General features: G+C 35.2%; 23 protein-coding genes. 21 read left to right on the forward strand and 2 right to left on the reverse strand.

Annotated features, from left to right (window positions below; translation table 11 throughout):
* The first annotated feature begins 20 nt into the window (after positions 1-20).
* On the forward strand, positions 21-623 hold the full coding sequence (locus PXG98_RS03795; protein ID WP_276389079.1) for a DUF4254 domain-containing protein: 603 nt from the start codon (positions 21-23) through the stop codon (positions 621-623).
* Positions 610-1,656 carry a glycosyltransferase family 9 protein gene (locus tag PXG98_RS03800; protein ID WP_276389080.1) on the forward strand — a complete coding sequence of 349 codons (1,047 nt, stop codon included), beginning with the start codon at positions 610-612 and terminating at the stop codon, positions 1,654-1,656. Before PXG98_RS03795 ends, PXG98_RS03800 begins: the two co-directional genes overlap by 14 nt.
* Here PXG98_RS03800 and PXG98_RS03805 read toward each other — a convergent pair.
* Together PXG98_RS03805 and PXG98_RS03810 are read right to left on the reverse strand one after the other, a co-directional pair.
* Positions 1,653-2,267: a TetR/AcrR family transcriptional regulator gene (locus PXG98_RS03805; RefSeq protein WP_276389081.1), complete on the reverse strand. Its 615-nt coding sequence runs from the start codon at positions 2,265-2,267 to the stop codon at positions 1,653-1,655. The two genes, PXG98_RS03800 and PXG98_RS03805, sit on opposite strands and share 4 nt — an antisense overlap.
* Positions 2,268-2,728: 461 nt before the next feature.
* Positions 2,729-3,772 carry a ferredoxin--NADP reductase gene (locus PXG98_RS03810; RefSeq protein ID WP_276389082.1) on the reverse strand — a complete coding sequence of 348 codons (1,044 nt, stop codon included), beginning with the start codon at positions 3,770-3,772 and terminating at the stop codon, positions 2,729-2,731.
* A 128-nt stretch (positions 3,773-3,900) separates the two neighbouring features.
* Between PXG98_RS03810 and PXG98_RS03815 the strand changes: the two genes are divergently transcribed.
* From PXG98_RS03815 to PXG98_RS03905, 19 genes are all read left to right on the forward strand, one after another.
* Entirely contained in the window at positions 3,901-5,376 is a 1,476-nt protein-coding gene (locus tag PXG98_RS03815) for a DUF5687 family protein (protein WP_276389083.1), read from the forward strand.
* A 9-nt stretch (positions 5,377-5,385) separates the two neighbouring features.
* Positions 5,386-6,081 carry an ABC transporter ATP-binding protein gene (locus tag PXG98_RS03820; RefSeq protein ID WP_276389084.1) on the forward strand — a complete coding sequence of 232 codons (696 nt, stop codon included), beginning with the start codon at positions 5,386-5,388 and terminating at the stop codon, positions 6,079-6,081.
* 172 nt (positions 6,082-6,253) lie between these two features.
* Positions 6,254-8,812, forward strand: coding sequence for a type IX secretion system periplasmic lipoprotein PorW/SprE (gene porW, locus PXG98_RS03825; RefSeq protein WP_276389085.1), 2,559 nt, complete (start codon positions 6,254-6,256; stop codon positions 8,810-8,812).
* A gap of 6 nt (positions 8,813-8,818) precedes the next feature.
* Positions 8,819-9,316, forward strand: a complete 498-nt coding sequence (locus PXG98_RS03830; protein ID WP_276389086.1) for a bactofilin family protein — start codon at positions 8,819-8,821, stop codon at positions 9,314-9,316.
* Positions 9,317-9,407: 91 nt separating this feature from the next.
* Entirely contained in the window at positions 9,408-9,623 is a 216-nt protein-coding gene (locus PXG98_RS03835) for an AtpZ/AtpI family protein (protein WP_276389087.1), read from the forward strand.
* Positions 9,620-10,009 (forward strand): hypothetical protein, encoded by a 390-nt coding sequence (locus tag PXG98_RS03840; RefSeq protein ID WP_276389088.1) that lies wholly within the window; start codon positions 9,620-9,622, stop codon positions 10,007-10,009. The genes PXG98_RS03835 and PXG98_RS03840 overlap by 4 nt, the downstream gene beginning before the upstream one ends.
* Before the next feature lie 113 nt (positions 10,010-10,122).
* Positions 10,123-11,241 (forward strand): F0F1 ATP synthase subunit A, encoded by a 1,119-nt coding sequence (gene atpB, locus PXG98_RS03845; RefSeq protein WP_276389256.1) that lies wholly within the window; start codon positions 10,123-10,125, stop codon positions 11,239-11,241.
* 26 nt (positions 11,242-11,267) lie between these two features.
* Positions 11,268-11,468 (forward strand): ATP synthase F0 subunit C, encoded by a 201-nt coding sequence (atpE, locus tag PXG98_RS03850; protein WP_019670925.1) that lies wholly within the window; start codon positions 11,268-11,270, stop codon positions 11,466-11,468.
* 78 nt (positions 11,469-11,546) lie between these two features.
* Entirely contained in the window at positions 11,547-12,047 is a 501-nt protein-coding gene (locus tag PXG98_RS03855) for a F0F1 ATP synthase subunit B (RefSeq protein ID WP_276389089.1), read from the forward strand.
* 6 nt (positions 12,048-12,053) lie between these two features.
* On the forward strand, positions 12,054-12,593 hold the full coding sequence (atpH, locus tag PXG98_RS03860) for an ATP synthase F1 subunit delta (protein WP_276389090.1): 540 nt from the start codon (positions 12,054-12,056) through the stop codon (positions 12,591-12,593).
* 53 nt (positions 12,594-12,646) lie between these two features.
* Positions 12,647-14,227 carry a F0F1 ATP synthase subunit alpha gene (atpA, locus tag PXG98_RS03865; protein WP_276389091.1) on the forward strand — a complete coding sequence of 527 codons (1,581 nt, stop codon included), beginning with the start codon at positions 12,647-12,649 and terminating at the stop codon, positions 14,225-14,227.
* A 21-nt stretch (positions 14,228-14,248) separates the two neighbouring features.
* Entirely contained in the window at positions 14,249-15,109 is an 861-nt protein-coding gene (gene atpG / locus PXG98_RS03870; RefSeq protein ID WP_276389092.1) for an ATP synthase F1 subunit gamma, read from the forward strand.
* 117 nt (positions 15,110-15,226) lie between these two features.
* Complete coding sequence (locus tag PXG98_RS03875) at positions 15,227-15,730, forward strand: hypothetical protein (protein ID WP_276389093.1); 504 nt, start codon at positions 15,227-15,229, stop codon at positions 15,728-15,730.
* 83 nt (positions 15,731-15,813) lie between these two features.
* Positions 15,814-17,289, forward strand: coding sequence for a lipopolysaccharide biosynthesis protein (locus PXG98_RS03880; protein ID WP_276389094.1), 1,476 nt, complete (start codon positions 15,814-15,816; stop codon positions 17,287-17,289).
* Positions 17,290-17,298: 9 nt separating this feature from the next.
* On the forward strand, positions 17,299-17,733 hold the full coding sequence (dut, locus tag PXG98_RS03885) for a dUTP diphosphatase (RefSeq protein ID WP_276389095.1): 435 nt from the start codon (positions 17,299-17,301) through the stop codon (positions 17,731-17,733).
* Positions 17,734-17,767: 34 nt separating this feature from the next.
* Complete coding sequence (locus PXG98_RS03890) at positions 17,768-18,685, forward strand: tetratricopeptide repeat protein (RefSeq protein WP_276389096.1); 918 nt, start codon at positions 17,768-17,770, stop codon at positions 18,683-18,685.
* 3 nt (positions 18,686-18,688) lie between these two features.
* The gene (lolB1, locus tag PXG98_RS03895) at positions 18,689-19,474 is read left to right on the forward strand and encodes a lipoprotein insertase outer membrane protein LolB1 (RefSeq protein ID WP_276389097.1); all 786 of its coding nucleotides are present in this window, start codon (positions 18,689-18,691) and stop codon (positions 19,472-19,474) included.
* Between the two features lie 46 nt (positions 19,475-19,520).
* On the forward strand, positions 19,521-20,705 hold the full coding sequence (locus PXG98_RS03900) for a murein hydrolase activator EnvC family protein (RefSeq protein ID WP_276389098.1): 1,185 nt from the start codon (positions 19,521-19,523) through the stop codon (positions 20,703-20,705).
* A 13-nt stretch (positions 20,706-20,718) separates the two neighbouring features.
* Positions 20,719-21,555, forward strand: coding sequence for an aldo/keto reductase (locus PXG98_RS03905; protein ID WP_276389099.1), 837 nt, complete (start codon positions 20,719-20,721; stop codon positions 21,553-21,555).
* The last annotated feature ends 8 nt before the right edge of the window (positions 21,556-21,563 follow it).

Consider the following 21,563-nt stretch of genomic DNA (forward strand, 5'->3'; position numbering starts at 1 on the left):
TATTTGCAAAAAAAGAGACGATGTTTAGTGATTTTGCCAATAAAATATTTGAGGAAAGTATTCGCGACTACCACATCAAGGATACCGTTGAACAAGAAATAAACAACCCATATCCCAAAAATGAAATTGCACATTTACTATACAGAAAAAACTGGATAGACACTGTGCAATGGCACTATGAAGACATTATAAGAGATCCGGATATAGACCCTGTCGCTGCCTTAAGTTTAAAAAGACAAATAGATTCTAGCAATCAGGATAGAACTGATTTGGTTGAATATATAGATAGCTACTTTTTCAATAAATATAAGGAGGTTACTATTCAGGCTGAGGCATGGATAAATACAGAAAGCCCTGCTTGGGCTGTAGATCGCCTTTCAATCTTAGCGCTAAAGATTTATCATATGAAGGAAGAAACGCTCAGAGAGAACGCCAGTTCAGAGCATATTGCTAAATGCTCTGAGAAATTGGGTGTATTAAACGAACAACAAAAGGACTTGTCTCTTGCAATCGACCACCTTTTATCTAATATAGAAGTAGGTAAAGTTTATATGAAGACCTATAGACAAATGAAGATGTACAATGACGAGGAGTTAAATCCTATTTTGCGTGGAGAAAAATAGTCCTTCCCAAGTCTTGGCTATAAGACTTTCAGCAATGGGAGACGTGGCTATGACTATACCAGTTTTTAATCTAATAGCCAATCAGTATCCGGAATTAAAAATAATACTTCTTACTAAATTACATTTTAAACCTTTGTTTGGACACCTTAATAATGTCTCTGTTTTTCCAGCCGAAGTAAAGGGCAAGCATAGAGGTTTATTAGGCTTAGGACGGTTGTTTTTAGAACTAAACAAACTCGGCGTAAGCAGAGTTGCAGACTTACACAATGTCCTGAGAAGTAGAATAATAGGTTTGCTGTTTAGGTTTGCAGGCACTGATATTGAAATTATAGACAAAGGGCGAAAGGGGAAAAAGGCCCTGACATCTCACAAGGATAAAATCTTCGAACCACTTACTACAACTTTTAATCGATACAGAGAAGTATTTGCTAGGCTTGGTTACCCAATAACCCTGAATGATAGTTGGTTAACTCCAAAAATGGGAATTCCGGATAAACTCCAATACTTGTTTTCCAAAAAGAAAAATACCCTTGGAATTGCTCCCTTTGCTGCATTTACTGGAAAAATGTACCCTACAAGTCTAATGGAAGAAGTAATAGCTTATTTAAACAATACAGGTGAGTATCAGATTCTTTTGTTTGGTGGCGGGGAAAAAGAGAAAACTATCACGAAAAAATGGGAGAATGAATATATAAATTGTACAAGCCTGGTCAATGAGGTAAGTTTTGAAGAAGAGTTAGCAATCATTTCAAACTTAAAGGCTATGGTGGCAATGGATAGCGGTAATGGCCATCTTTCTGCTATGTTCGGAGTGCCTACAATTACACTTTGGGGAATAACCCATCCCTATGCAGGTTTTGCACCCTTTGGCCAACCTGAAGCAAATAGCATTCTGGCGGATAGAGCAGACTTTCCTCTTATACCAACCTCTGTATATGGCAATAAAATGCCAGAGGGATACGAAAAAGTAATGTTTACTATCAATCCAATGCGCGTAGTTTCAAGGATTGATGAGATATGTAATGGGGATTAGACAGTTTCTTTAAGTCTTAAGGAATTAAAATATCTACGAAGCTGTTGCAAATAATTATATTTTAAATTTTTACAATTTCCTTGTACCATTAGTGTTCGAACACCCATATAGGAAGAGATTAGATAGGTAGCGACCCCTTCGCTGTCTACATGTCGGTCAACGAAACCATCCGATTTACCCTTCTGCAGAATGGTAACTAAGTTTACTTCCCATACCTTATATATATCGGTAAGATATTTAGATATGGTTTCATTTCTCCGGTTAAACTCGGTTAAAAAATTCCCTAAAATGAAACCGTAATCCATTTCATTGTGTTCCGCAGTTTCCAGAGAGTTTTCAAAGCACTTGTCAATTACTAAGAAAGGATTTTCCTTACCCTCAATAGGTTCAATTAAGGTGCTGTATACTTTTCTAACAATTAGAGATTGAATAATGCTAATAAAGAAGTCTTCTTTGGATTGAAAATGATAGTAAAAGGCTCCTTTTGATAGAGACAGCGATTTCAAAATATCGTCAACACTCGTGTTATAGTATCCATTTTGATAAAATAGTTCCAAGCCTTTTACTTGCAGCTTGTGCATAGTCGCCATGCGTTTTAACTTCTTTTCCATAAACTTATTTTAAATTATTGCACAGACCAAGGGGTCTGTTATTTAATAACTATTCCTTTCTTTAAATAGTATAGAAGTATTGTGATTTTGTTGTCAAATCGATAAAATACATGTTTAGTCGGATGTCTTTACAAGGAATTAACTAGGAGTGAGAGACCTTAATTTTTATACCACGTCCTATTTAGTTCTAATGTGCAATTTTAGCAAGAACAGCCAAAAAATCTTAGAACAAACTACCTAGTCTTTATTTAAAACTAATGGAAATGAATAAGTACTCCTAAATTGGGGTTTAATGCTATTTAACAGGATGAGTAGCAGAAAACATGAGTAAAATGCGATAATTACGTCATTTTACAAACTAATCAGTTTCAAAAAATGCTAAATTTAAAAATGCAAATTAGTTAGAACAATACTCTAAAAGAGTAAATTCTGCGTCGATTAGCGCCTTTTTTTGGAAAATTCTAAACGTCGTCATAGTCTACCTTGATGACTGGTGTGATGGGATGTGCTTGGCATGTAAGAACAAGACCTTCTTTAATTTCACCATCTGTTAAAATTTGGTTCTTTTCCATTTTTGCCTCCCCTTCTGTAATTTTCGCTATGCATGTACTACAGACACCACCCTGGCACGAGTATGGAGCGTCTATTCCTTCTTCTAGTACCGCGTCTAATATGGTTGTATTTTGATCCATTTTAAACGCATGCGTTTCGTCGTCTACTTGTACTATTATTGAAGTGGTACCCTCTAGTTCTTCCGTTAACGCGCTTTCTTCTTCAGGGCTCGTAAAAAGTTCATGAAAAATTCTACCTTCTTCTATTCCCGTTGACTTTAGTACATCCGATACTAAGTTTATCATCCCTTCAGGGCCACATAGATAAAAAGCCTTGTAGTCTTGAGAGGAAAATCTATTCTTTATTACATAATTAACATTCGAAGTATCTATTCTGCCAAACAAACAATTGTCTTCTTTGGCCCTGCTGGTGATGAATTGGACAGAGAAACGCTCCTTGAATTCATTCAACATGCCAATGATTTCCTCATAGAACATCGTCTCTTCTTGATTTTTATTTCCGTAAACCAAAAGAAAGGTATTTTTCGGGTTGTTCCTGAGCACTGTTTTTGCGATACTCATTATTGGTGTAATTCCACTCCCGGCAGCAAAAGCGCAGACATTATCCTGCTCGTTTGTAGGATTATATACAAACCGCCCCTCAGGCGCCATGATTTCCAGGATGTCTCCAACTTTAATCTCGGTATTGGCGTAAACGGAAAAAGTACCATTTTCTACTTTTTTAACTCCGATAGTGATATCTTTTTCCTCTGGACTGGAAGAAATTGAATAAGCCCGCCTAACTTCTACACTATTAATTACATGCTTTATGGTAATATATTGTCCGGCTGAAAAGCGAAATTCTCCCAAAAGTTCTTCAGGGATAGAAAATGTAATAGCCACAGAATTTGGAGTTAACTTGCTAACTTCTTTCACGGCCAAAGAATAAAACATATAATAGTCTTTAAAATTTTGGCAAAATTACACAATGCTTTTAATTATAAACTACAAAAGAAAAAAAACCTACCCATTGTAACAATTTATATATTTGATCAACTCATTTATACACCTAACAAAAGTAGATGCTAAAACAATTTTTTAGTCTTCAATGGAAAGCCTTTTACAGGTCTGCTGCCTTTAAGACAAATTTGGCCATTAAAATTCTAATGGTTTTTGGTGCTCTGTATTTTTTGGTGGTATTTTTAGCAATGGGGTTAGGGACCTATTATTTTATAGAGAAACAGGGTTTAGGAGACCCTTTCATTCTCGTAAATACGTATCTCATATTTTATCTGGCTGTAGATCTCTACATCAGGTATATGATGCAGAAAATGCCTGTTTTAAATATCAAGCCGTTACTCTATCTGCCATTTAAAAAAAACCAAGTGGTATTTTATTCACTAGGAAAGACCTTATTGTCATTTTTTAATTGGGTGCATGCCTTTTTTTTCATTCCTTTTTCTATAGTTCTTGTCTATGAAGGTTATAACATTTTAGGAGTAGTTTCATGGCACTTGGCCATTATGGCCTTGTTTTTTTGTAATAACTTCCTTAATGTATTGATGAACAATAAGGATATTGTTTTTTATCCTATTATTGTTCTTTTTGCATTTGTGGGTATTTCGCAATATTATCAATGGTTAGATTTGAGCACTTATATTGCCCCCTTATTTAGAGCTTTTTACAATACGCCTTGGACTATTATTATTCCTGTTTTTCTTTTAATTGGCTTAGCTTTTATTTCCTTTAGATACTTTAAGAATAATCTTTATTTGGACGCGGGCCTTTCTATAAAACATTCTAAGGCAAAAATTGAAGACTATTCGTGGTTAAATCGCTTTGGAAATCTGGGAACGTTTTTGAAGAACGACATAAAGCTGATAAAAAGAAATAAACGATCCAGAACCACTGTGGTAATGAGCTTTCTTTTTTTATTTTATGGACTTCTGTTTTTCACGGGAAGTATTGAGGTCTATGACGGCCCCATCTGGAAAATATTTGCGGGAATTTTTATTTCTGGAGGGTTCTTGTTTAGTTTTGGACAGTTTGTGCCTAGCTGGGATAGTTCTTATTACCCACTTATGATGAGTCAGAATATCCGATATAAGGAGTATCTGAATTCCAAATGGTATTTAATCGTATTGGCAACCATTGTAAGCACCATTGTAAGCACATTTTACCTCTACTTTGGATGGGAAGCTTATTTGGCTATTTTAGTGGGTGCGGCATATAATGTTGGTGTTAATTCCTATTTGGTTCTTTGGGGTGGGGCATATATCAAAACACCAATCGACTTAACATCCAATAAGAATGCTTTTGGAGACAAACAAGCCTTTAATGCAAAAACACTTTTGCTTACCATACCTAAATTGGTACTTCCTTTACTAATTTATGCCTTAGGGCATTATTTAATAAACCCCATAGCTGGTTATATTTTTGTTGCAGTTTCAGGTTTTATTGGACTTGCTTTTAAGGATATTGCATTTAGAAAAATTGAGAATATTTATAAGAAAGAAAAATACAAGACCCTAAACGCATATAAGCAAAAAGCCAATTAGCAAAAAAATATGATTGAAACACAAAATTTAACGAAGACGTATGGAAAAGATACGGTACTAAATATCCAATCCTTGGATATCCCGAAAGGACAGAGTTTTGGTCTAGTAGGAAATAATGGGGCCGGAAAGACAACGTTTTTTAGTTTGCTATTAGACTTAATTCGGCCTTCTACGGGCAGAATTATTAATAATGGAATACAGGTAGACACAAGCGAAGAATGGAAGCCTTTTACCTCTGCTTTTATTGACGAATCCTTTTTAATTGGGTATTTGACCCCTGAAGAATATTTCTATTTTATTGGAGATTTAAGGGGTCAATCGAAATCGGATATAGACCTTTTTTTGAATGATTTCCATGCTTTTTTTCACGAAGAAATCCTGGGAAAACAGAAGTACCTTAGGGATTTATCTAAGGGTAATCAAAAGAAGGTTGGTATTGTAGCTTCCTTAATTGGCTACCCGGATGTAGTAATATTGGACGAGCCATTTGCAAACCTTGATCCTACCACTCAAATAAGACTTAAAACATTAATAAGGGAACTAGCCGAACAAAGAGACCTGAGTATTTTGGTCTCTAGCCATGATTTAATTCACGTTACAGAGGTATGCGAAAGGATAGTTGTTTTGCACAAAGGGGAAGTGGTCAGGGATATTAAAACTTCAGAAGAAACCTTAAAAGAACTTGAAGTTTTTTTTGGAGGTTAAACCCTTCTTTGAATACACTGTATCTCTAGTGAGGAAGTTATACATCGCTGCCTTTTTAGGAAACTATTTGATACTCGGTTTTAGTTTTTTAATCATCCAGTTCTTTAATCAGGGCGCAAGTATAATATTTTTTCTGTTTTTTAGTTTACTAGACTAAAGATTACCATCAATTTTGAATCTTCGAAAATTCTATTTTGTCGCGAGTATAATTGTAGTATTACTCAGCAATGCTTGTTCTACCAAAAAAGACACTTTTGTCAATAGAAATTGGCATGCCCTAAACACAAAGTACAACGTCTTGTATAATGGCAATAATGCCTTTGATATAGGCAGGGAGGAACTGAATGTATCTTATGTGGATAATTATTGGGAGCTTTTGCCCATAGAAAGATTAGAAGTCAAAGATGAAATTAAGTTAGACTCGGAAGACAATAATCCAAATTTTGAAATCGCTGAAGAGAAAGCCACCAAAGCAATTCAAAAGCACAGTATGGATATTCAGGATGAAGAACGGAATCCACAAACAGATGAATCCTTTCTTCTTCTTGGTAAAGCCAGGTATTTTGATCAAAGATATATACCGGCGCTGGAGGCATTTAACTATATTTTAAAAAAGTATTCGCAAAGCGATAAATTAAATGAAGCCACTATTTGGAGAGAGAAAACCCATATACGATTGAGCAATGAGGAACTCGCCATTAAAAATCTAAAACGACTTTTTAAATACGAATTGCTAAAAGATCAGGAATATGCAGATGCCCATGCGATTATGGCTCAGGCATATATCAACCTAAATTTTCCAGATTCGGCTCTTCAAGAATTGAAAGTTGCTTCGGCCTACACACCCAAAAATGAAGAAAAGGGAAGGTACTACTTTATAATTGGCCAATTATTTAATGAATTAGGTTATAAAGACAGTGCAAATTACGCCTTTGATAAAATTATAGAGCTCAATAGGAAATCACCTAGGGTATACATGATTAATGCCCATATAAAGATAATTCAAAACACCGAGATTACGGAGGCCAATGAATTAGAGCTTTTAGAATATCTTACAGAATTAGAAGAAAATAGGGAAAATCGTCCTTTTTTGGACAAGATATATCACGAGATCGCCAACTATTATTTAGAATTAAACAGAGATAGTATGGCTATTGTTTATTATAACAAGTCCTTGCGCGCAACCACCAATTCGGAACCTTTGAATGCTTTAAATTATGAGTACTTGGCGGAGTATTATTTTGATAATAATGAATATAAGCTATCTGGAAATTATTTTGATAGTGTACTTCCTAATTTACCGCAGAACACAAAAAAATACAGGGCTGTAAAGAAAAAATTAGACAATCTAGAGGATGTTATTAAATATGAAGACATCGTTCAGCATACAGATAGTATACTTGGAATATATTACTTGCCCCAAGATGAGCAGTACGCCTATTTTGAGATGTATATTGAAAAACTAAAACTAGCTGCACAAGAAGAGGCAGAGAGAAAAGAAAAACAGGCGAATGCTGGTTTTGCGAAATTTGCCGAATCCCAAGGCGGCAAAGCAAACAAGGGGAAGTTCTATTTTTATAATATAACAAGCCTCGGCTATGGTAAAAGTGAATTCAAGAGAAATTGGGGAGAAAGGAGTTTAGAAGATGACTGGCGATGGAGTAATAGAAATACCGCTAGATTACTAGAAGGGAACAGGGATGTAACCGAAAACCAAGACCAGGACTTAGAGCAGAATATTACAGAAGACCAGAAGTATTCGGTTGAATACTACCTCAGTCAAATACCTACAGAAATTACGGTGATTGACAGCTTAAAACAAGAAAGGAATTTTGCCAATTACCAATTAGGACTTATCTATAAAGAAAAATTTAAAGAGAATCTTCTAGCCGCTGAGAAACTAGAGAGGGTGCTAAAGTACGATCCAGAAGAACGACTAGTTCTACCCACCAAGTACAATTTATATAAGATTTACGAAGAAACTGGCAGTCCATTGGCAGCAGATATGAAAGACAACATATTAACAAATCATCCAGATTCCCGTTACGCCGAAATACTTTTGAATCCAAATGCCATTTTAAACCGTGCTACGGACAGCCCAGATGCTAAATATGCTAGACTGTATAAACTCTATCAGCAACAACAGTATTTGCAAGTTATAACTGAGTCTGAAAAAAATATAAATTTATATACAGGGGACCCAATTGTTCCTAAATTCGAAATGCTTAAAGCGAATGCCATTGGAAGGTTACAGGGCTATGTAGCTTTTAAAGAGGCCCTAAATTATGTGGCTTTGAATTACCCAAATAATCCCGAGGGAAAGAAAGCACAGGAAATAGTAAAAGAACAATTACCGAAACTTGAACCTAAAGAATTCTCGCTAGAAGTAGGTTCTGAAGGCACGGAAAATTGGAAAGTTGTTTATCCGTTTAGAAGACAGCAAGACGATCAGGCAGTTGCGCTAAAAAGAATAATTGAGAAATCCATTTCAGAGCTGAATTATAAGAACAAAGTATCTAAGGACATATACGATTTAGAAACCGAATTTGTTGTTGTTCATGGATTTATATCAAGAGAGTATGCCCTTGGCTATGTTGAGCTATTAAATATTAACAAAGATTACGAGGTTGATAATGAGAATTTTGTAATTTTATCCTCCAACTATAAAATCATTCAAGTACATAAAAACTTACAAGAATATATTAATCAAGTTGTAACCCCAAAACCATAAATAGAAATGTTTTCTGACAACAAAAAACCTAGAACTATGAACGAAACAGCAGGTCAACCCAACAGAATTGAAAAAAACACTCGGATAAAGGGCGATATTATCTCTGAAGCCGATTTTAGAATTGATGGTAAATTAGACGGAAATGTAAAAACTTCTGGTAAAGTTGTCATAGGTAAAGAAGGTTATATTCATGGAAAAGTGGAATGCGTTAATGCCGATATTGAGGGTAATTTTAATGGAGAGCTACAAGTTTCTAATTTGTTGGCTTTAAAGGCGTCAGCTGTTATTGAGGGTACGGTTACTGTCTCTAAATTGGCAGTAGAACCAGGAGCAACATTTAACGCTTCCTGTAGCATGAAAGGAAAAGGCAGCAATTCACATTCAAATGTATCCTCCTCTTCATCAGGACAAAGTCAGCTGTCTTCTTCCTCCGATAAAAATTCAAAAGCTGGTAACACATCAAGTAGCCCAACCAGCAGGAGTGAAGCGGCTAAAATTGGGTAAGATTTAAATAATAGTACTACAAACAAAGTATTCTCTTTATTAGTTTGGATTTGTTCAAACGGTACTAACAGGACCTTTTTTAAAATAGATTATGAACAAGAAAAAAAATCCTGCTCATTATTGGTTAGGTCTTATTGGAATTGCCTTTCAAATGGGAATTATAATCTATGGGGGTGCTAAATTAGGACAGTGGTTAGACCATCAATATAGTACAGATTCAAATACCTATACCATAATTTTTACGCTGCTGGGAGTTGTGATTTCCATGTATTTGGTAGTAAGGCAAACAAAAAGGCTAAACCCTTGATAAAAAAAACGCTGATTTTCTTAATTGTGCTCGCTGGAGCACTTCTTACCACTATTTTTTTTCATTTGGCAATTTTTTATGCCTGGAATTTACCTATTAAACCAGAGGTATTTATTATTTGTTATTTGGGAAATTTGTTGATGGCCTTTATTATCTATCTGTCGATGCTTCTATTGGCAAAAAACTATGGTAAATATTTAGGATTTATATTTCTGTTTGGCAGTATTTTTAAATTTGCTGTTTTTTTTGCAATTATTCAGCCTGTTTTGCTTCAAGACGGTACGGTTGGTCGTGCTAGATTTTTCGTTTTTTTTATTCCGTATCTGGTAAGTCTTTTTGTGGAAACTTATGCCTTAGTAAAACTACTAAGAGAACAAGAATCCTAGGCACATTCTTTAGTAGAAAGTGGGGTCCAAAATAAAACTTCAAATGCTTTTTTCTTTTTCATAGAATAGCGTACATTTGCACCGATTTTTAGAGACCCATTTTAATACATATGATGCATAATCCTCTGTTAAGAAAGTTTTTATTGGTTCTGACATTTTTTTATGGCTTATCTGTCTTCGGCAACAGCGTTGAGGTTAGTAGTGAAGAAAAAGGCAAAGACTTAAAGACCGAAATTGATGAATATATTCAACATCACTTAAAAGATTCTCATGATTTCTCCCTTTTTTCATATACAGATGAGGCAGGAGAAATACATCATGTGGGACTACCACTTCCAATTATTTTATGGGATAATGGCTTGGTAGTATTTTCTTCCTCTAAGTTTCATCATGGTGAAGAACTGGTTACCGTAGGAGACAATACCTATAAACTTTATCATGGAAAGATCTATAAGACAGACTCAGAAGGGACCATCACCTATGATGAAAAGCATCATGCGACAAATGATAAACCATTAGACTTTTCAATGACAAAAAGTGTAGTAATGATAATTATTACTGGACTTATTATGTTTTTCTTATTTAGAGGACTTGCAAGGTCTTACCGCACTAATGGAGGAATTGCCAAAGGGGCTGGGAGATTTTTTGAGCCAATTATTTTGTACATAAGAGACGACATTGCCATAGCTACCATTGGTGAAAAAAAGTATCAAAAATATATGCCTTTCTTGTTAACTATATTCTTTTTTATATGGTTTCTGAATATGTTTGGCTTAACTCCTTTGGGAGTAAATGTAACCGGTAACATTGCCATAACAACAGCTTTGGCAATTTTAACCTTTTTAATAACTAATTTATCCGCAACCAAAACGTATTGGAAGCATTTAGTAGACCCATTGGGTCATTCCATGCCTTGGTATGCAAAAATTCCCTTATACATCATCCTAATACCGATTGAACTTTTAGGATTGTTTATAAAACCGTTTTCACTTTTAATACGTCTTTATGCAAATATGCAGGCTGGTCATATTGTGATAATGAGTTTAATAGGATTAATGTTTATTTTCAAAAATTGGATTGGAAGTTCATTGTCCTTTGGATTGGCTTTTGCCATTTCATTAATTGAAATTTTAGTAGCTGTTTTACAAGCATACATATTTACCATGTTATCGGCCTTGTATTTTGGTTTTGCTTCAGAAGAGCACGACCATGAGGAGGCCCCATTAGTTTGAATGTTTAATTTTTAATTATATATACTATGACCATTCCAAGAATTGTAGGAGCAGGATTAATTGTAATTGGTGTAGGTGTGGGTATCGGAAGAATCGGTGGCCAAGCTATGGAAGCAATTGCACGTCAGCCTGAAGCTTACGGAAAGATTCAAACAGCAATGCTTATTGTAGCTGCGTTGATTGAGGGTATTGGTTTTGCTGCACTTTTTGCAACTGCAGAAAACTAAAAAGATTTAACGATGGTAACGGTTGGTTGCCATCGTTATTTTAATTTTTAAACTTTAGACAAATTAGTAAAAAATATTATGGAAAAATTAATAGAAGATTTTTCAATTGGTTTGTTTTTTTGGCAAACATTGTTGTTTTTAGCCTTATTATTTCTTCTTTGGAGGTATGCCTGGAAACCTATTTTGAATGCGGTAAATGACAGAGAAAAGGGTATAAGAGATGCTCTTGCGGCAGCCGATGAGGCGAAAAAAGAAATGCAGAATGTTACTGCCGATAATGAGAAACTTTTAAAAGAGGCAAGAGCAGAGAGAGAGTCTTTATTAAAAGAAGCAAGAGAGATTAAAGAAAAAATAGTTGCGGATGCCAAAGACATTGCACAGGTAGAAGGCGACAAACTTATAAAACAAGCTAAGGCTTCAATAGAAAGTGAAAAGAAGGCCGCCGTGGCTGAAATGAAGAATCAGGTAGCAGAATTATCTGTTGAAATAGCGGAAAAAATTATCCAAGAACAACTGGCAAACAAAGAGAAGCAACTTAAGCTTGTGGATGATATGCTAGGAGATATTAAACTCAAGTAGATAAAAATGAGTGATTCCAGAGCTGCCCTTAGATATGCCAAGGCAATTATTGAAACTGCAAAGGAGCAAAAGCTTACCAATGTCGTGGAAAAGGATATGCACTTAATTGTTGATACTCTTTCTTCTAGTGATGCACTAAAAGATGTTTTGGCAAGCCCGATTATTGAGGGAGAGGCAAAAATCAAAGTTTTAAAGAGTATTTTTGCCGAAGCACAGACGATTACCCTTGAACTTTTAGATTTACTCATGCAGAAGAATAGAATTCCGATGCTTAATGAAGTAGCTAAAAGCTATATAAAACTCAACGAAGAATTAAAAGGAGAAAGTGTAGCAGTTATTACCACGGCTGTTCCTATTTCTTCGAACTTAGAAAAGAAAGTATTACAAACTTTACATAAAATTTCAAAGGAAAAAATCACTTTGCAAAACGTAGTCAACCCGGATATTATTGGCGGTTTTGTTTTGCGAATTGGAGATTTGCAATACAATTCAAGTATTTCAAATAAACTAAATAATTTAAAAAGAGAATTTACTAACGGTATCTAAAGGATCTACTAATAATAGGTAGGTCTTTTACATCATTTTAGATCTTAATTATAATGGCAGGAGTAAAAGCCGCAGAAGTATCTGCAATTTTAAAGAAACAATTATCGGGATACGAAGCAAAAGCTTCATTAGACGAAATAGGAACAGTACTTCAGGTAGGAGACGGTATTGCCAGAGTTTATGGCTTATCGAATGCTGAATATGGCGAATTAGTTGAATTTGAAGGAGGTTTAGAGGGAATTGTTTTGAACCTTGAAGAGGATAACGTAGGTGTCGTTCTCTTAGCACCTTCCCGAGATATAAAAGAAGGAGCTATAGTAAAAAGAACCAAACGTATTGCCTCTATTAAAGTTGGAGAAGGCATTACGGGGCGGGTTATTAATACCTTAGGAAACCCTATCGATGGTAAAGGGCCTATTGCTGGAGAGCTGTATGAAATGCCATTAGAAAGAAAGGCGCCAGGAGTTATATTTAGACAGCCTGTTTCCGAGCCTTTACAAACTGGAATAAAGGCGGTTGATGCAATGATTCCTATTGGAAGAGGTCAGAGAGAATTGGTAATTGGGGATAGACAAACGGGGAAAACAACGGTTTGTATAGATACCATTCTAAATCAAAAGGAATTTTATGACGCAGGAGAACCTGTACATTGTATATACGTCGCCATTGGTCAGAAAGCATCAACGGTTGCTGCTATTGCTAAAACTCTGGAAGATAGAGGAGCTTTGGCTTATACAACCATAGTTGCAGCAAATGCTTCCGAACCTGCACCTATGCAGGTTTATGCTCCGTTTGCGGGAGCAGCAATTGGAGAGTATTTCAGAGATACTGGAAGACCTGCACTTATTATATATGATGATTTGTCTAAACAGGCAGTTGCATATCGAGAGGTTTCTCTTCTATTAAGAAGACCACCAGGACGAGAGGCCTACCCTGGAGATGTTTTCTATCTGCATTCAAGACTACTAGAACGCGCAGCTAAGGTTATTGATGATGATGCGATAGCACAAAACATGAATGACTTGCCAGAGGTGCTAAAGCCTTTAGTGAAAGGGGGAGGTTCCTTAACAGCACTACCTATTATTGAAACACAGGCAGGAGATGTATCTGCTTATATTCCAACAAATGTGATTTCTATTACGGATGGGCAAATTTTCTTAGAGCAGGACCTTTTCAACCAAGGTGTAAGACCAGCTATTAACGTTGGTATATCGGTTTCAAGAGTTGGAGGAAGTGCACAAATAAAATCCATGAAAAAGGTTGCGGGAACACTTAAATTAGACCAAGCACAGTTTAGAGAATTAGAGGCTTTTGCTAAGTTTGGATCTGATTTAGATGCAGCTACCTTAAATGTTATTGAGAAGGGAAGACGAAATGTTGAAATATTAAAGCAAGCTCAAAGTGATCCTTTCACGGTTGAAAATCAGGTTGCAATTATCTATGCTGGATCTAAAAACCTTCTAAGGGATGTACCTGTAGACAAGGTGAAAGAATTTGAAAACGACTTTTTAGAATATCTAAATGCAAAGCATAGAGATGTCTTAGACACGTTAAAAGCTGGTAAATTAACCGATGAAGTTATCAGTACTTTGACTAGTGTTTGTAAAGACCTTACTGCTAAATACCAAAATTAATCCAGACAGATTTATTTATAAATGGCAAATTTAAAGGAAATACGCAATAGGATAGCTTCGGTATCATCTACTATGCAGATTACCAGTGCCATGAAAATGGTATCTGCGGCTAAATTAAAAAAGGCTCAGGATGCAATTGTGGCAATGAGACCTTATGCCGATAAATTAACCGAGCTACTTCAGAATTTCAGCGGAAGTTTAGAAGGAGATACAGGGGGTAAATTTACAGGGAATAGAGATATAAAGAATGTGTTAGTGGTTGCAATAACATCGAACCGCGGTTTGTGTGGGGCTTTTAACACCAATATCATTAAGCAAAGTATTTCTTTGAAATCAAATGCCTATAAGGAGTTTTCAGTTGACTATTTATCAATAGGTAAGAAAGCAAATGATTTATTAAGTAAAAAGAATCATATTGTGTCTGATCATAGTGATATTTATGACGACTTGTCTTTTGAAAACACTGAAAAGATTGCAGAATCTTTAATGCAGTTGTATGTAGATGGAAATTACGATAGAATAGATATTGTGTATAACAAGTTTAAGAACGCGGCAACCCAGAATGTGGTAACTGAACAGTTTTTACCTATTGTTCCCACGGTTTCAGATTCTAATGTTAGCATAGATTATATTTTTGAGCCTTCTAAGGAATATATAGTAGAACAGTTAATTCCTAAGTCACTGAAAACCCAATTATTTAAGGCTATAAGAGATTCATTTGCGAGTGAGCATGGAGCGCGAATGACGGCTATGCATAAGGCAACAGATAATGCAACGGAACTAAGGGATCAATTAAAATTGACCTATAACCAAGCAAGACAGGCCGCTATCACAAATGAAATCTTAGAAATTGTTGGTGGGGCTGAGGCGCTAAACAACTAGGAATAAAAATTTAGATACATGAAAACCTGCAAAATGCAGGTTTTTTTGATTACTATACCTTCGTAAGGTTTTTGGCATCAATTTTGGTCTTTTCTATTAATTTAAATGGCAATTTATATGAAAGCTACCACATTATCACTTATTCTCTGTATGTCCTTAACATTTGCAGGTTGTTCTTCAAAGTATAGTTTAACGAAGACGGCTCCTTTTCAAATTGGAAATGCCAAATATGAAGCCAATGGAGCAAAGAGCGCGAAAGAGGTTCCCGGTTTTGAATTGAGTATAGAAGTAATGCATAACCCATCGGTTCCTATTCATTATAAGGAAGTCTATTTTAGAGAACAAATCTTGTCTCCAAAGGCATTAGAAAAAGACGGGCGCAGTATTCTAATTTGCACGTATATAAAGCCTGGAAATAGTACAAAACCTGATATAATTATGGACGCAGATTCTACAAAGGAAGTTGGGAATCAGCCGCCTTATATGGTTAAACAATCTAAGACTGAATTCCCTTTTAAATTGAGGAATTCCGAGGCAATTATAAGCTATACCCAAGTAATTCCTGGCCAGGAACAAGATAGGGTTTTCTATTATAAAATTTCAGATATCAAGGAGAAATAAGAAGCTCCTCTCAGGGAAGTCTTTTTTAGTACTTTGCACCATGAGTTTAAATAACTAATTTTAAACTCAAATAATAATATCCATTGGGGATTTTCAAAAAACTTTTTAAACAAACTTTTATATATGGTTTAGCTACTGTATTGCCTAGAATGCTTTCGTTTATTCTAGTACCTCTATACACCAAAGTGATGCCACCTGGAGCATATGGAGAGGTTACTTTAATATTTTCATGGTTTGCAATTTTCAACGTCATTCTTGCCTATGGAATGGAAACAGCATTTTTCAGATTTTACAATGGTAAGTTTGAAAAGGAAAAAGTTGTTTCCACTTCTCTAATCTCATTAACATTTACCACAGTTTTATTTACAGTGGTTGCTCTTTTTTGGAAAGAACAACTTGCTTTGACATTAGATATTGAGTTTCAATATATAGTATATGTAATTCTCATATTGGCTCTGGATGCTTTAGCTATTATCCCATTTGCTTATTTAAGGGCGAATGAGAAACCTATGAAATATGCTGTGGTTAAGATGATGAATGTTGGATTAAACCTGAGCCTGAATGTTTTCTTTTTAATCCTATTGCCGAAAATTGCTATTGCTAATCCGGAAGGTTTTTTAAGTAGTCTATATGTACCTAACTTTGAAATTTCCTATATTTTTATTTCTAACCTTGTTGCTAGTGGACTTACGCTTTTTGTAATGGGGCGCTTATATATAAAGGCCACTTATATTTTTGATAAAGCATTGTGCTATAAAATGCTTCAATATGGCATACCAGTTATGATAGCGGGAATTGCCTTTACAATCAATGAAGTTTTTGATAGAATTTTGCTCGCCAAGTTATTGCCTGTAGAAATAGCCAAAATTGAAATGGGAAAGTATTCTGCATGTTATAAATTGGCTCTTTTTATGACACTTTTTGCTACAGCATTCCGATTGGGAATTGAACCTTTCTTTTTTAGTCATTCAAATACCGATAACCCCCAAAAGAGCTATGCGCAGATAACGAATTATTTTGTAGTCTTAGGTAGTGTAATTTTACTGGCCGTAGTGGTCTTCGCCGATGTTCTCAAAGTTATTTTTATTCAAGACGAGGCGTATTGGGAGGCTATGCCTGTAGTTCCAATTATTTTACTGGCTAGTTTTTGCCTGGGAATATATCATAATTTATCCGTTTGGTATAAAGTTACAGACAAAACAAGATATGGCGCATTAATATCTATAATTGGGGCGGCAATTACTATTTTCATTAATGTGTTATTAATTCCTAAGTTGGGTTACTACGCGTCTGCAATGGCGACTCTTTTGGCCTATGCATCTATGATGATTCTATCCTATAAATTGGGAAAAAAGTATTATCCAATTCCATATAATTTTAGGAAAATTATATTCTATCTGGGAACTTCAATAGTCTTTTCCATTCTGTCATTTTATGTGTTTAACAGAAATTTAATAGCGGGGAGCCTTTTTCTTTTACTATTTTTATTTCTAGTGTATAGAATGGAGAATAAAACCCTTAAAATGATCTTTATTTCATTAGTAAAAAAACAAAATTAGTTTTTCGATATGGACGTCAAAATTAAAAATCTCTCAGAACATGATATACCGGCTTACGAGTCTACTGGTTCTGCCGGAATGGATTTAAGAGCCAATTTGCCAGAATCGATTACAATCAAACCTTTAGAGAGAGCTATTGTACCTACTGGAATTTATATGGAGTTACCCTATGGCTACGAGGCACAAATAAGACCTAGAAGCGGATTAGCTGCAAAGAAAGGGATTACGGTTCTTAATGCTCCAGGGACAATAGACGCCGACTATAGGGGTGAAATAGGAGTAATCCTTGTAAATCTATCCAAAGAGGATTTTATAGTTGCTCATGGAGAAAGAATAGCCCAAATGGTGGTTGCCAAACATGAAAGAATAAATTGGATAGAGGTAGAAGACTTATCCGATACTAAGAGAGGTTCTGGCGGCTTCGGTAGTACTGGAACTAAGTAAATTAGGCATTTCCGGCCAGTATAATTAGATGAAAATGAGAATGCGCAGCGGTATTTTAGCAATTGGTTTTAGTATTAGTTTTCTAATACAAGGCAATATGCTTGCGCAAGAAGAAAAGAATGCCTCCTTGTATCTCGAGGCCTACACGGATGAATTTCAAAACATGTTTTTTGAAGCATTAAAACAAAAAAGTATTGAGAATTATGACAAGGCTGTAAATCAGTTTTTAAAGTGTAAGTCATTAGATGAAACAAACCCAGTAATCGATTTTCAGCTTGCTGATTGTTATAGCAAAGATGGGCAATATTTACTAGCCCAATCCTATTCAATTAATGCTGTAAAAAGGGATCCCGAAAACTATTGGTACCTCAGTAAGCTGGTAGAAATAATGGACAAACAGTATTCGTCTATTGGAAGTATTGAAAAAGAACTCCCAAGGTCTAATATGCCACTAACGCGCAATTTGGCAATGATACTCTTTAGACAAGGGAAATATGAAGAGGTGAAGAAGGTATTAGATGTTATGAAGGATTCTGCGTTTAAGATCGAGTATCTGGATAAAATCAAAGATTCCATACGCACTACAGACGAAACCTTAGAAAGTATATCCAACAACAAGGAAGAAATTATTGAATCTCCTTTGAATATTTATAAGAGAGAAATTCAAATCCTCTTAAATGAAAATGACAGTATTGCCTTATTAAATGCTTCTGAGGTTGCCATTGAGGAATACCCTACCCAACCTTTTTTTTATTATTCGAAAGGCGTAGCGCTTAATAATTCTGGGAATCCAGAAAAGGCCGTTCAAACCTTGCTAGAAGGGTTAGATTTTATTTTGGAAGACCTGGTTATGGAAAATTCTTATTACGAAGAGCTGGGCAGGGCCTACAATTTATTGGGGAATTCATCAAAGGCAAATATGTATCTTAGTAAAATTAAATCAGGATTATAGAGTATGAGGCAAATAGCAATCCATATGTATAAGGTGATTTTTATGGGATTTCTGGTTTTAATGGCGCATTCATGTAAAACAAAAAAGGTAATTTCTGATGGCAAAGTAGACAATAAACTATCATCCAAAACCATTATTAAAAACCATTATAAAAATACCCTAAAGTTCAATACGATTAGTGGCAGACTTAAGATCTTATATAAAAACGGCACAGAAGAACAAAGTGTGGTCGTAAGTTTGAGAATGGAAAAAGATAAGACTATTTGGATGAGTGCTCCTTTTGGTGTTGTTAAAGCTCTCATAACACCGGAACGAGTCAGTTTCTATAACAAACTAAATAATGAATATTTTGATGGGGACTTTGGATATATTAGCAATTTGCTGGGAACCGATCTAGATTATTCCAAACTACAAAACCTGCTATTGGGTCAATCTTTGTTCAATCTTCGAGAAGACCGCTATATATCTTCTCCATTAGCAGATTACTATGAAGTTAAACCAAAGAAAGCGGAAGAATTATTCAAGACCTTGTTTTGGATAGATCCTAGTTCCTTTAAAATTGCAATGCAACAATTAGCGCAGCCCAGCGAAAATCGCTTTTTAGAAATTGTTTATAAGTCTTATGAGCTTAAAGAAAATCAATTAGTACCTCAAGAAATTGATATTCTTGCTAAGAATCAGAAGGACTCAACTAATATAGCCATCCAGTTTAGAAATATTGAAATTAATAAACCTTTGAATTTTCCTTATAAAATACCAAATGGTTATCAAGAAATAGTATTGAAATAAAGTGAAAAGTTTGCAAGTATTCATTAAATATTGTCTTGTATTTTTTGTGAGTGTTTATTGCTTTATTGGTTATGGGCAGACTAATGAACAGAGAGAGCTAGAAGAGAAAAAGGAGCAACTTCAAAAAGAAATAGAGTCTATTAACCGACTTTTATTTGCGGAAAAAAAGCAGAAAGGGACAGTATTAGATCAAATGGAGGTTTTGGACCAAAAGATCAACGTTAGACAACAACTTATTAGAGTTACTAACCAGCAGGCTAATTTGTTAAACAGACAAATAAATGCGAACATCAGAAATATTGGTAATCTGAGAGATGATTTAAAGACTTTGAAAGAGGAGTATGCCAAAATGATTCAAAAATCATATCAAAACAGCTCGAAACAAAGCAGAATAATGTTCCTTTTGTCCTCAGAAGACTTCTTTCAGGCTTTTAAAAGATTAGAATACTTAAAGCAATACACACAGTATAGGAAGAAACAAGGCGAAGAAATTGTTGCCAAAACAGAGGAGTTAACACAGTTGAACATCAATTTAGCGGAACAAAGAAAAAACAAAGAGTCCCTGCTGGCGCAAAATACAGAAGCCAAAAATGAATTATTTAAAGAGATTTTGGACCAAAAAGATCTTTTAAAAACAATTAGACAAAATGAGAGTAAATATGCTTCAGAGATCAAAAAGAAGCGACAAGAAGCAAGAAGAATTGATCGTCAAATAGATAAATTAATTAAAAGTGCGATTGCGGCATCCAATAAAAAAGCGGGTAAAAGTACAAGCTCTTCAAAATTTGTGCTTACTCCGGAAGCTACTTTAATTGCTAATAATTTTTCGGCGAATAAAGGGAAATTAATATGGCCTGTTGCCAAAGGTATAAAACAACAAGGGTTTGGTATCTACAAGGATGCGGTTTATCCGGGGATAAAACACCAGAGTAATGGGGTAATTATTGCCACTGATGTTGGGGCCAGAGCAAGGGCGGTATTTGAAGGAGAGGTTATTGCTATTTTGGCAGTACCCGGAGGTAATAAAGGAGTTCAAATTAAACATGGCAACTATATTAGTACCTACTATAATTTATCTAACTTATATGTAAAAAAAGGAGATAGAGTGGTAATAAAAGAGGAGCTTGGAGAAATATATACCAATAAGTATAATGGATTGACTCAATTAAAATTTTATCTTTATAAGGATGCGACACGTTTAAATCCGGAGGAATGGATTTTTCGACTCTAAATAACTATTAACTATGAATGGAATAACGGATATAAAAGGGTCTTTCACCCTTCACAACGGGGTTGAAATGCCCTACTTAGGACTAGGCGTTTACTTATCCGAAGATGGGCAAGAAGTGGTAAATGCAGTAAAGTGGGCTTTAGAACATGGATACAGACACATAGATACTGCTTCAATATACAAAAACGAGGTAGGCGTTGGTCAGGGAATTAAAGAGAGCAATGTCTCTCGACAGGAGATTTTTTTAGTAAGTAAAGTTTGGAATTCTGACCAGGGTTATGAAGCTACCATTAAGGCATTTAACGATAGTTTGGATAGACTTGAGTTGGATTATTTGGATCTTTATTTAATTCACTGGCCTGTGAACGGCATGTACAAGGAAACATGGAAGGCCCTGGAGTATTTATATGAGCAAAAACTGGTACGTGCCATTGGCGTTAGTAACTTTATGAAACACCATTTAGAGGATTTATTGGAGGATTCTACTATAGTGCCGATGGTTAATCAGATGGAGTTCCATCCGTATTTGGTTCAACAAGATCTTGTAGATTTCTGTAAAGAGAAAAAAATTCAATACGAAGCCTGGTCACCGATGATGCAGGGAAAAATATTTAAGCTACAGGAATTTAAGGAATTAGCGGAAAAATATAATAAATCTATAGCACAAATTGTTCTAAGATGGGACCTTCAAAAAGGTGTAATTACTATACCTAAATCTTCCAAAAAAGAACGAATTATTTCGAACGCAGATATTTTTAACTTCCAACTGAACTCCGAAGATATGGATAAACTATCTAGTCTCGATAGGTCTAAAAGATTTGGGCCAGATCCAGATAATTTTGATTTTTAAACTTAAAC

It is taken from the genome of Eudoraea chungangensis (assembly GCF_029360665.1).
GTDB classification, from domain to species: Bacteria; Bacteroidota; Bacteroidia; order Flavobacteriales; family Flavobacteriaceae; genus Eudoraea; species Eudoraea chungangensis.

Excerpts from the sequence above, each read along its gene's own strand:
- PXG98_RS03795 (WP_276389079.1), top strand. The coding sequence starts at position 21 with ATGTTTAGTGATTTTGCCAATAAAATATTTGAGGAAAGTATTCGCGAC.
- PXG98_RS03805 (WP_276389081.1), bottom strand. The coding sequence starts at position 2,267 with ATGGAAAAGAAGTTAAAACGCATGGCGACTATGCACAAGCTGCAAGTA.
- PXG98_RS03810 (WP_276389082.1), bottom strand. The coding sequence starts at position 3,772 with ATGTTTTATTCTTTGGCCGTGAAAGAAGTTAGCAAGTTAACTCCAAAT.
- PXG98_RS03815 (WP_276389083.1), top strand. The coding sequence starts at position 3,901 with ATGCTAAAACAATTTTTTAGTCTTCAATGGAAAGCCTTTTACAGGTCT.
- PXG98_RS03820 (WP_276389084.1), top strand. The coding sequence starts at position 5,386 with ATGATTGAAACACAAAATTTAACGAAGACGTATGGAAAAGATACGGTA.
- PXG98_RS03830 (WP_276389086.1), top strand. The coding sequence starts at position 8,819 with ATGTTTTCTGACAACAAAAAACCTAGAACTATGAACGAAACAGCAGGT.
- PXG98_RS03835 (WP_276389087.1), top strand. The coding sequence starts at position 9,408 with ATGAACAAGAAAAAAAATCCTGCTCATTATTGGTTAGGTCTTATTGGA.
- atpB (WP_276389256.1), top strand. The coding sequence starts at position 10,123 with ATGCATAATCCTCTGTTAAGAAAGTTTTTATTGGTTCTGACATTTTTT.
- atpE (WP_019670925.1), top strand. The coding sequence starts at position 11,268 with ATGACCATTCCAAGAATTGTAGGAGCAGGATTAATTGTAATTGGTGTA.
- PXG98_RS03855 (WP_276389089.1), top strand. The coding sequence starts at position 11,547 with ATGGAAAAATTAATAGAAGATTTTTCAATTGGTTTGTTTTTTTGGCAA.
- atpH (WP_276389090.1), top strand. The coding sequence starts at position 12,054 with ATGAGTGATTCCAGAGCTGCCCTTAGATATGCCAAGGCAATTATTGAA.
- atpA (WP_276389091.1), top strand. The coding sequence starts at position 12,647 with ATGGCAGGAGTAAAAGCCGCAGAAGTATCTGCAATTTTAAAGAAACAA.
- atpG (WP_276389092.1), top strand. The coding sequence starts at position 14,249 with ATGGCAAATTTAAAGGAAATACGCAATAGGATAGCTTCGGTATCATCT.
- PXG98_RS03875 (WP_276389093.1), top strand. The coding sequence starts at position 15,227 with ATGAAAGCTACCACATTATCACTTATTCTCTGTATGTCCTTAACATTT.
- dut (WP_276389095.1), top strand. The coding sequence starts at position 17,299 with ATGGACGTCAAAATTAAAAATCTCTCAGAACATGATATACCGGCTTAC.
- PXG98_RS03890 (WP_276389096.1), top strand. The coding sequence starts at position 17,768 with ATGAGAATGCGCAGCGGTATTTTAGCAATTGGTTTTAGTATTAGTTTT.
- lolB1 (WP_276389097.1), top strand. The coding sequence starts at position 18,689 with ATGAGGCAAATAGCAATCCATATGTATAAGGTGATTTTTATGGGATTT.
- PXG98_RS03905 (WP_276389099.1), top strand. The coding sequence starts at position 20,719 with ATGAATGGAATAACGGATATAAAAGGGTCTTTCACCCTTCACAACGGG.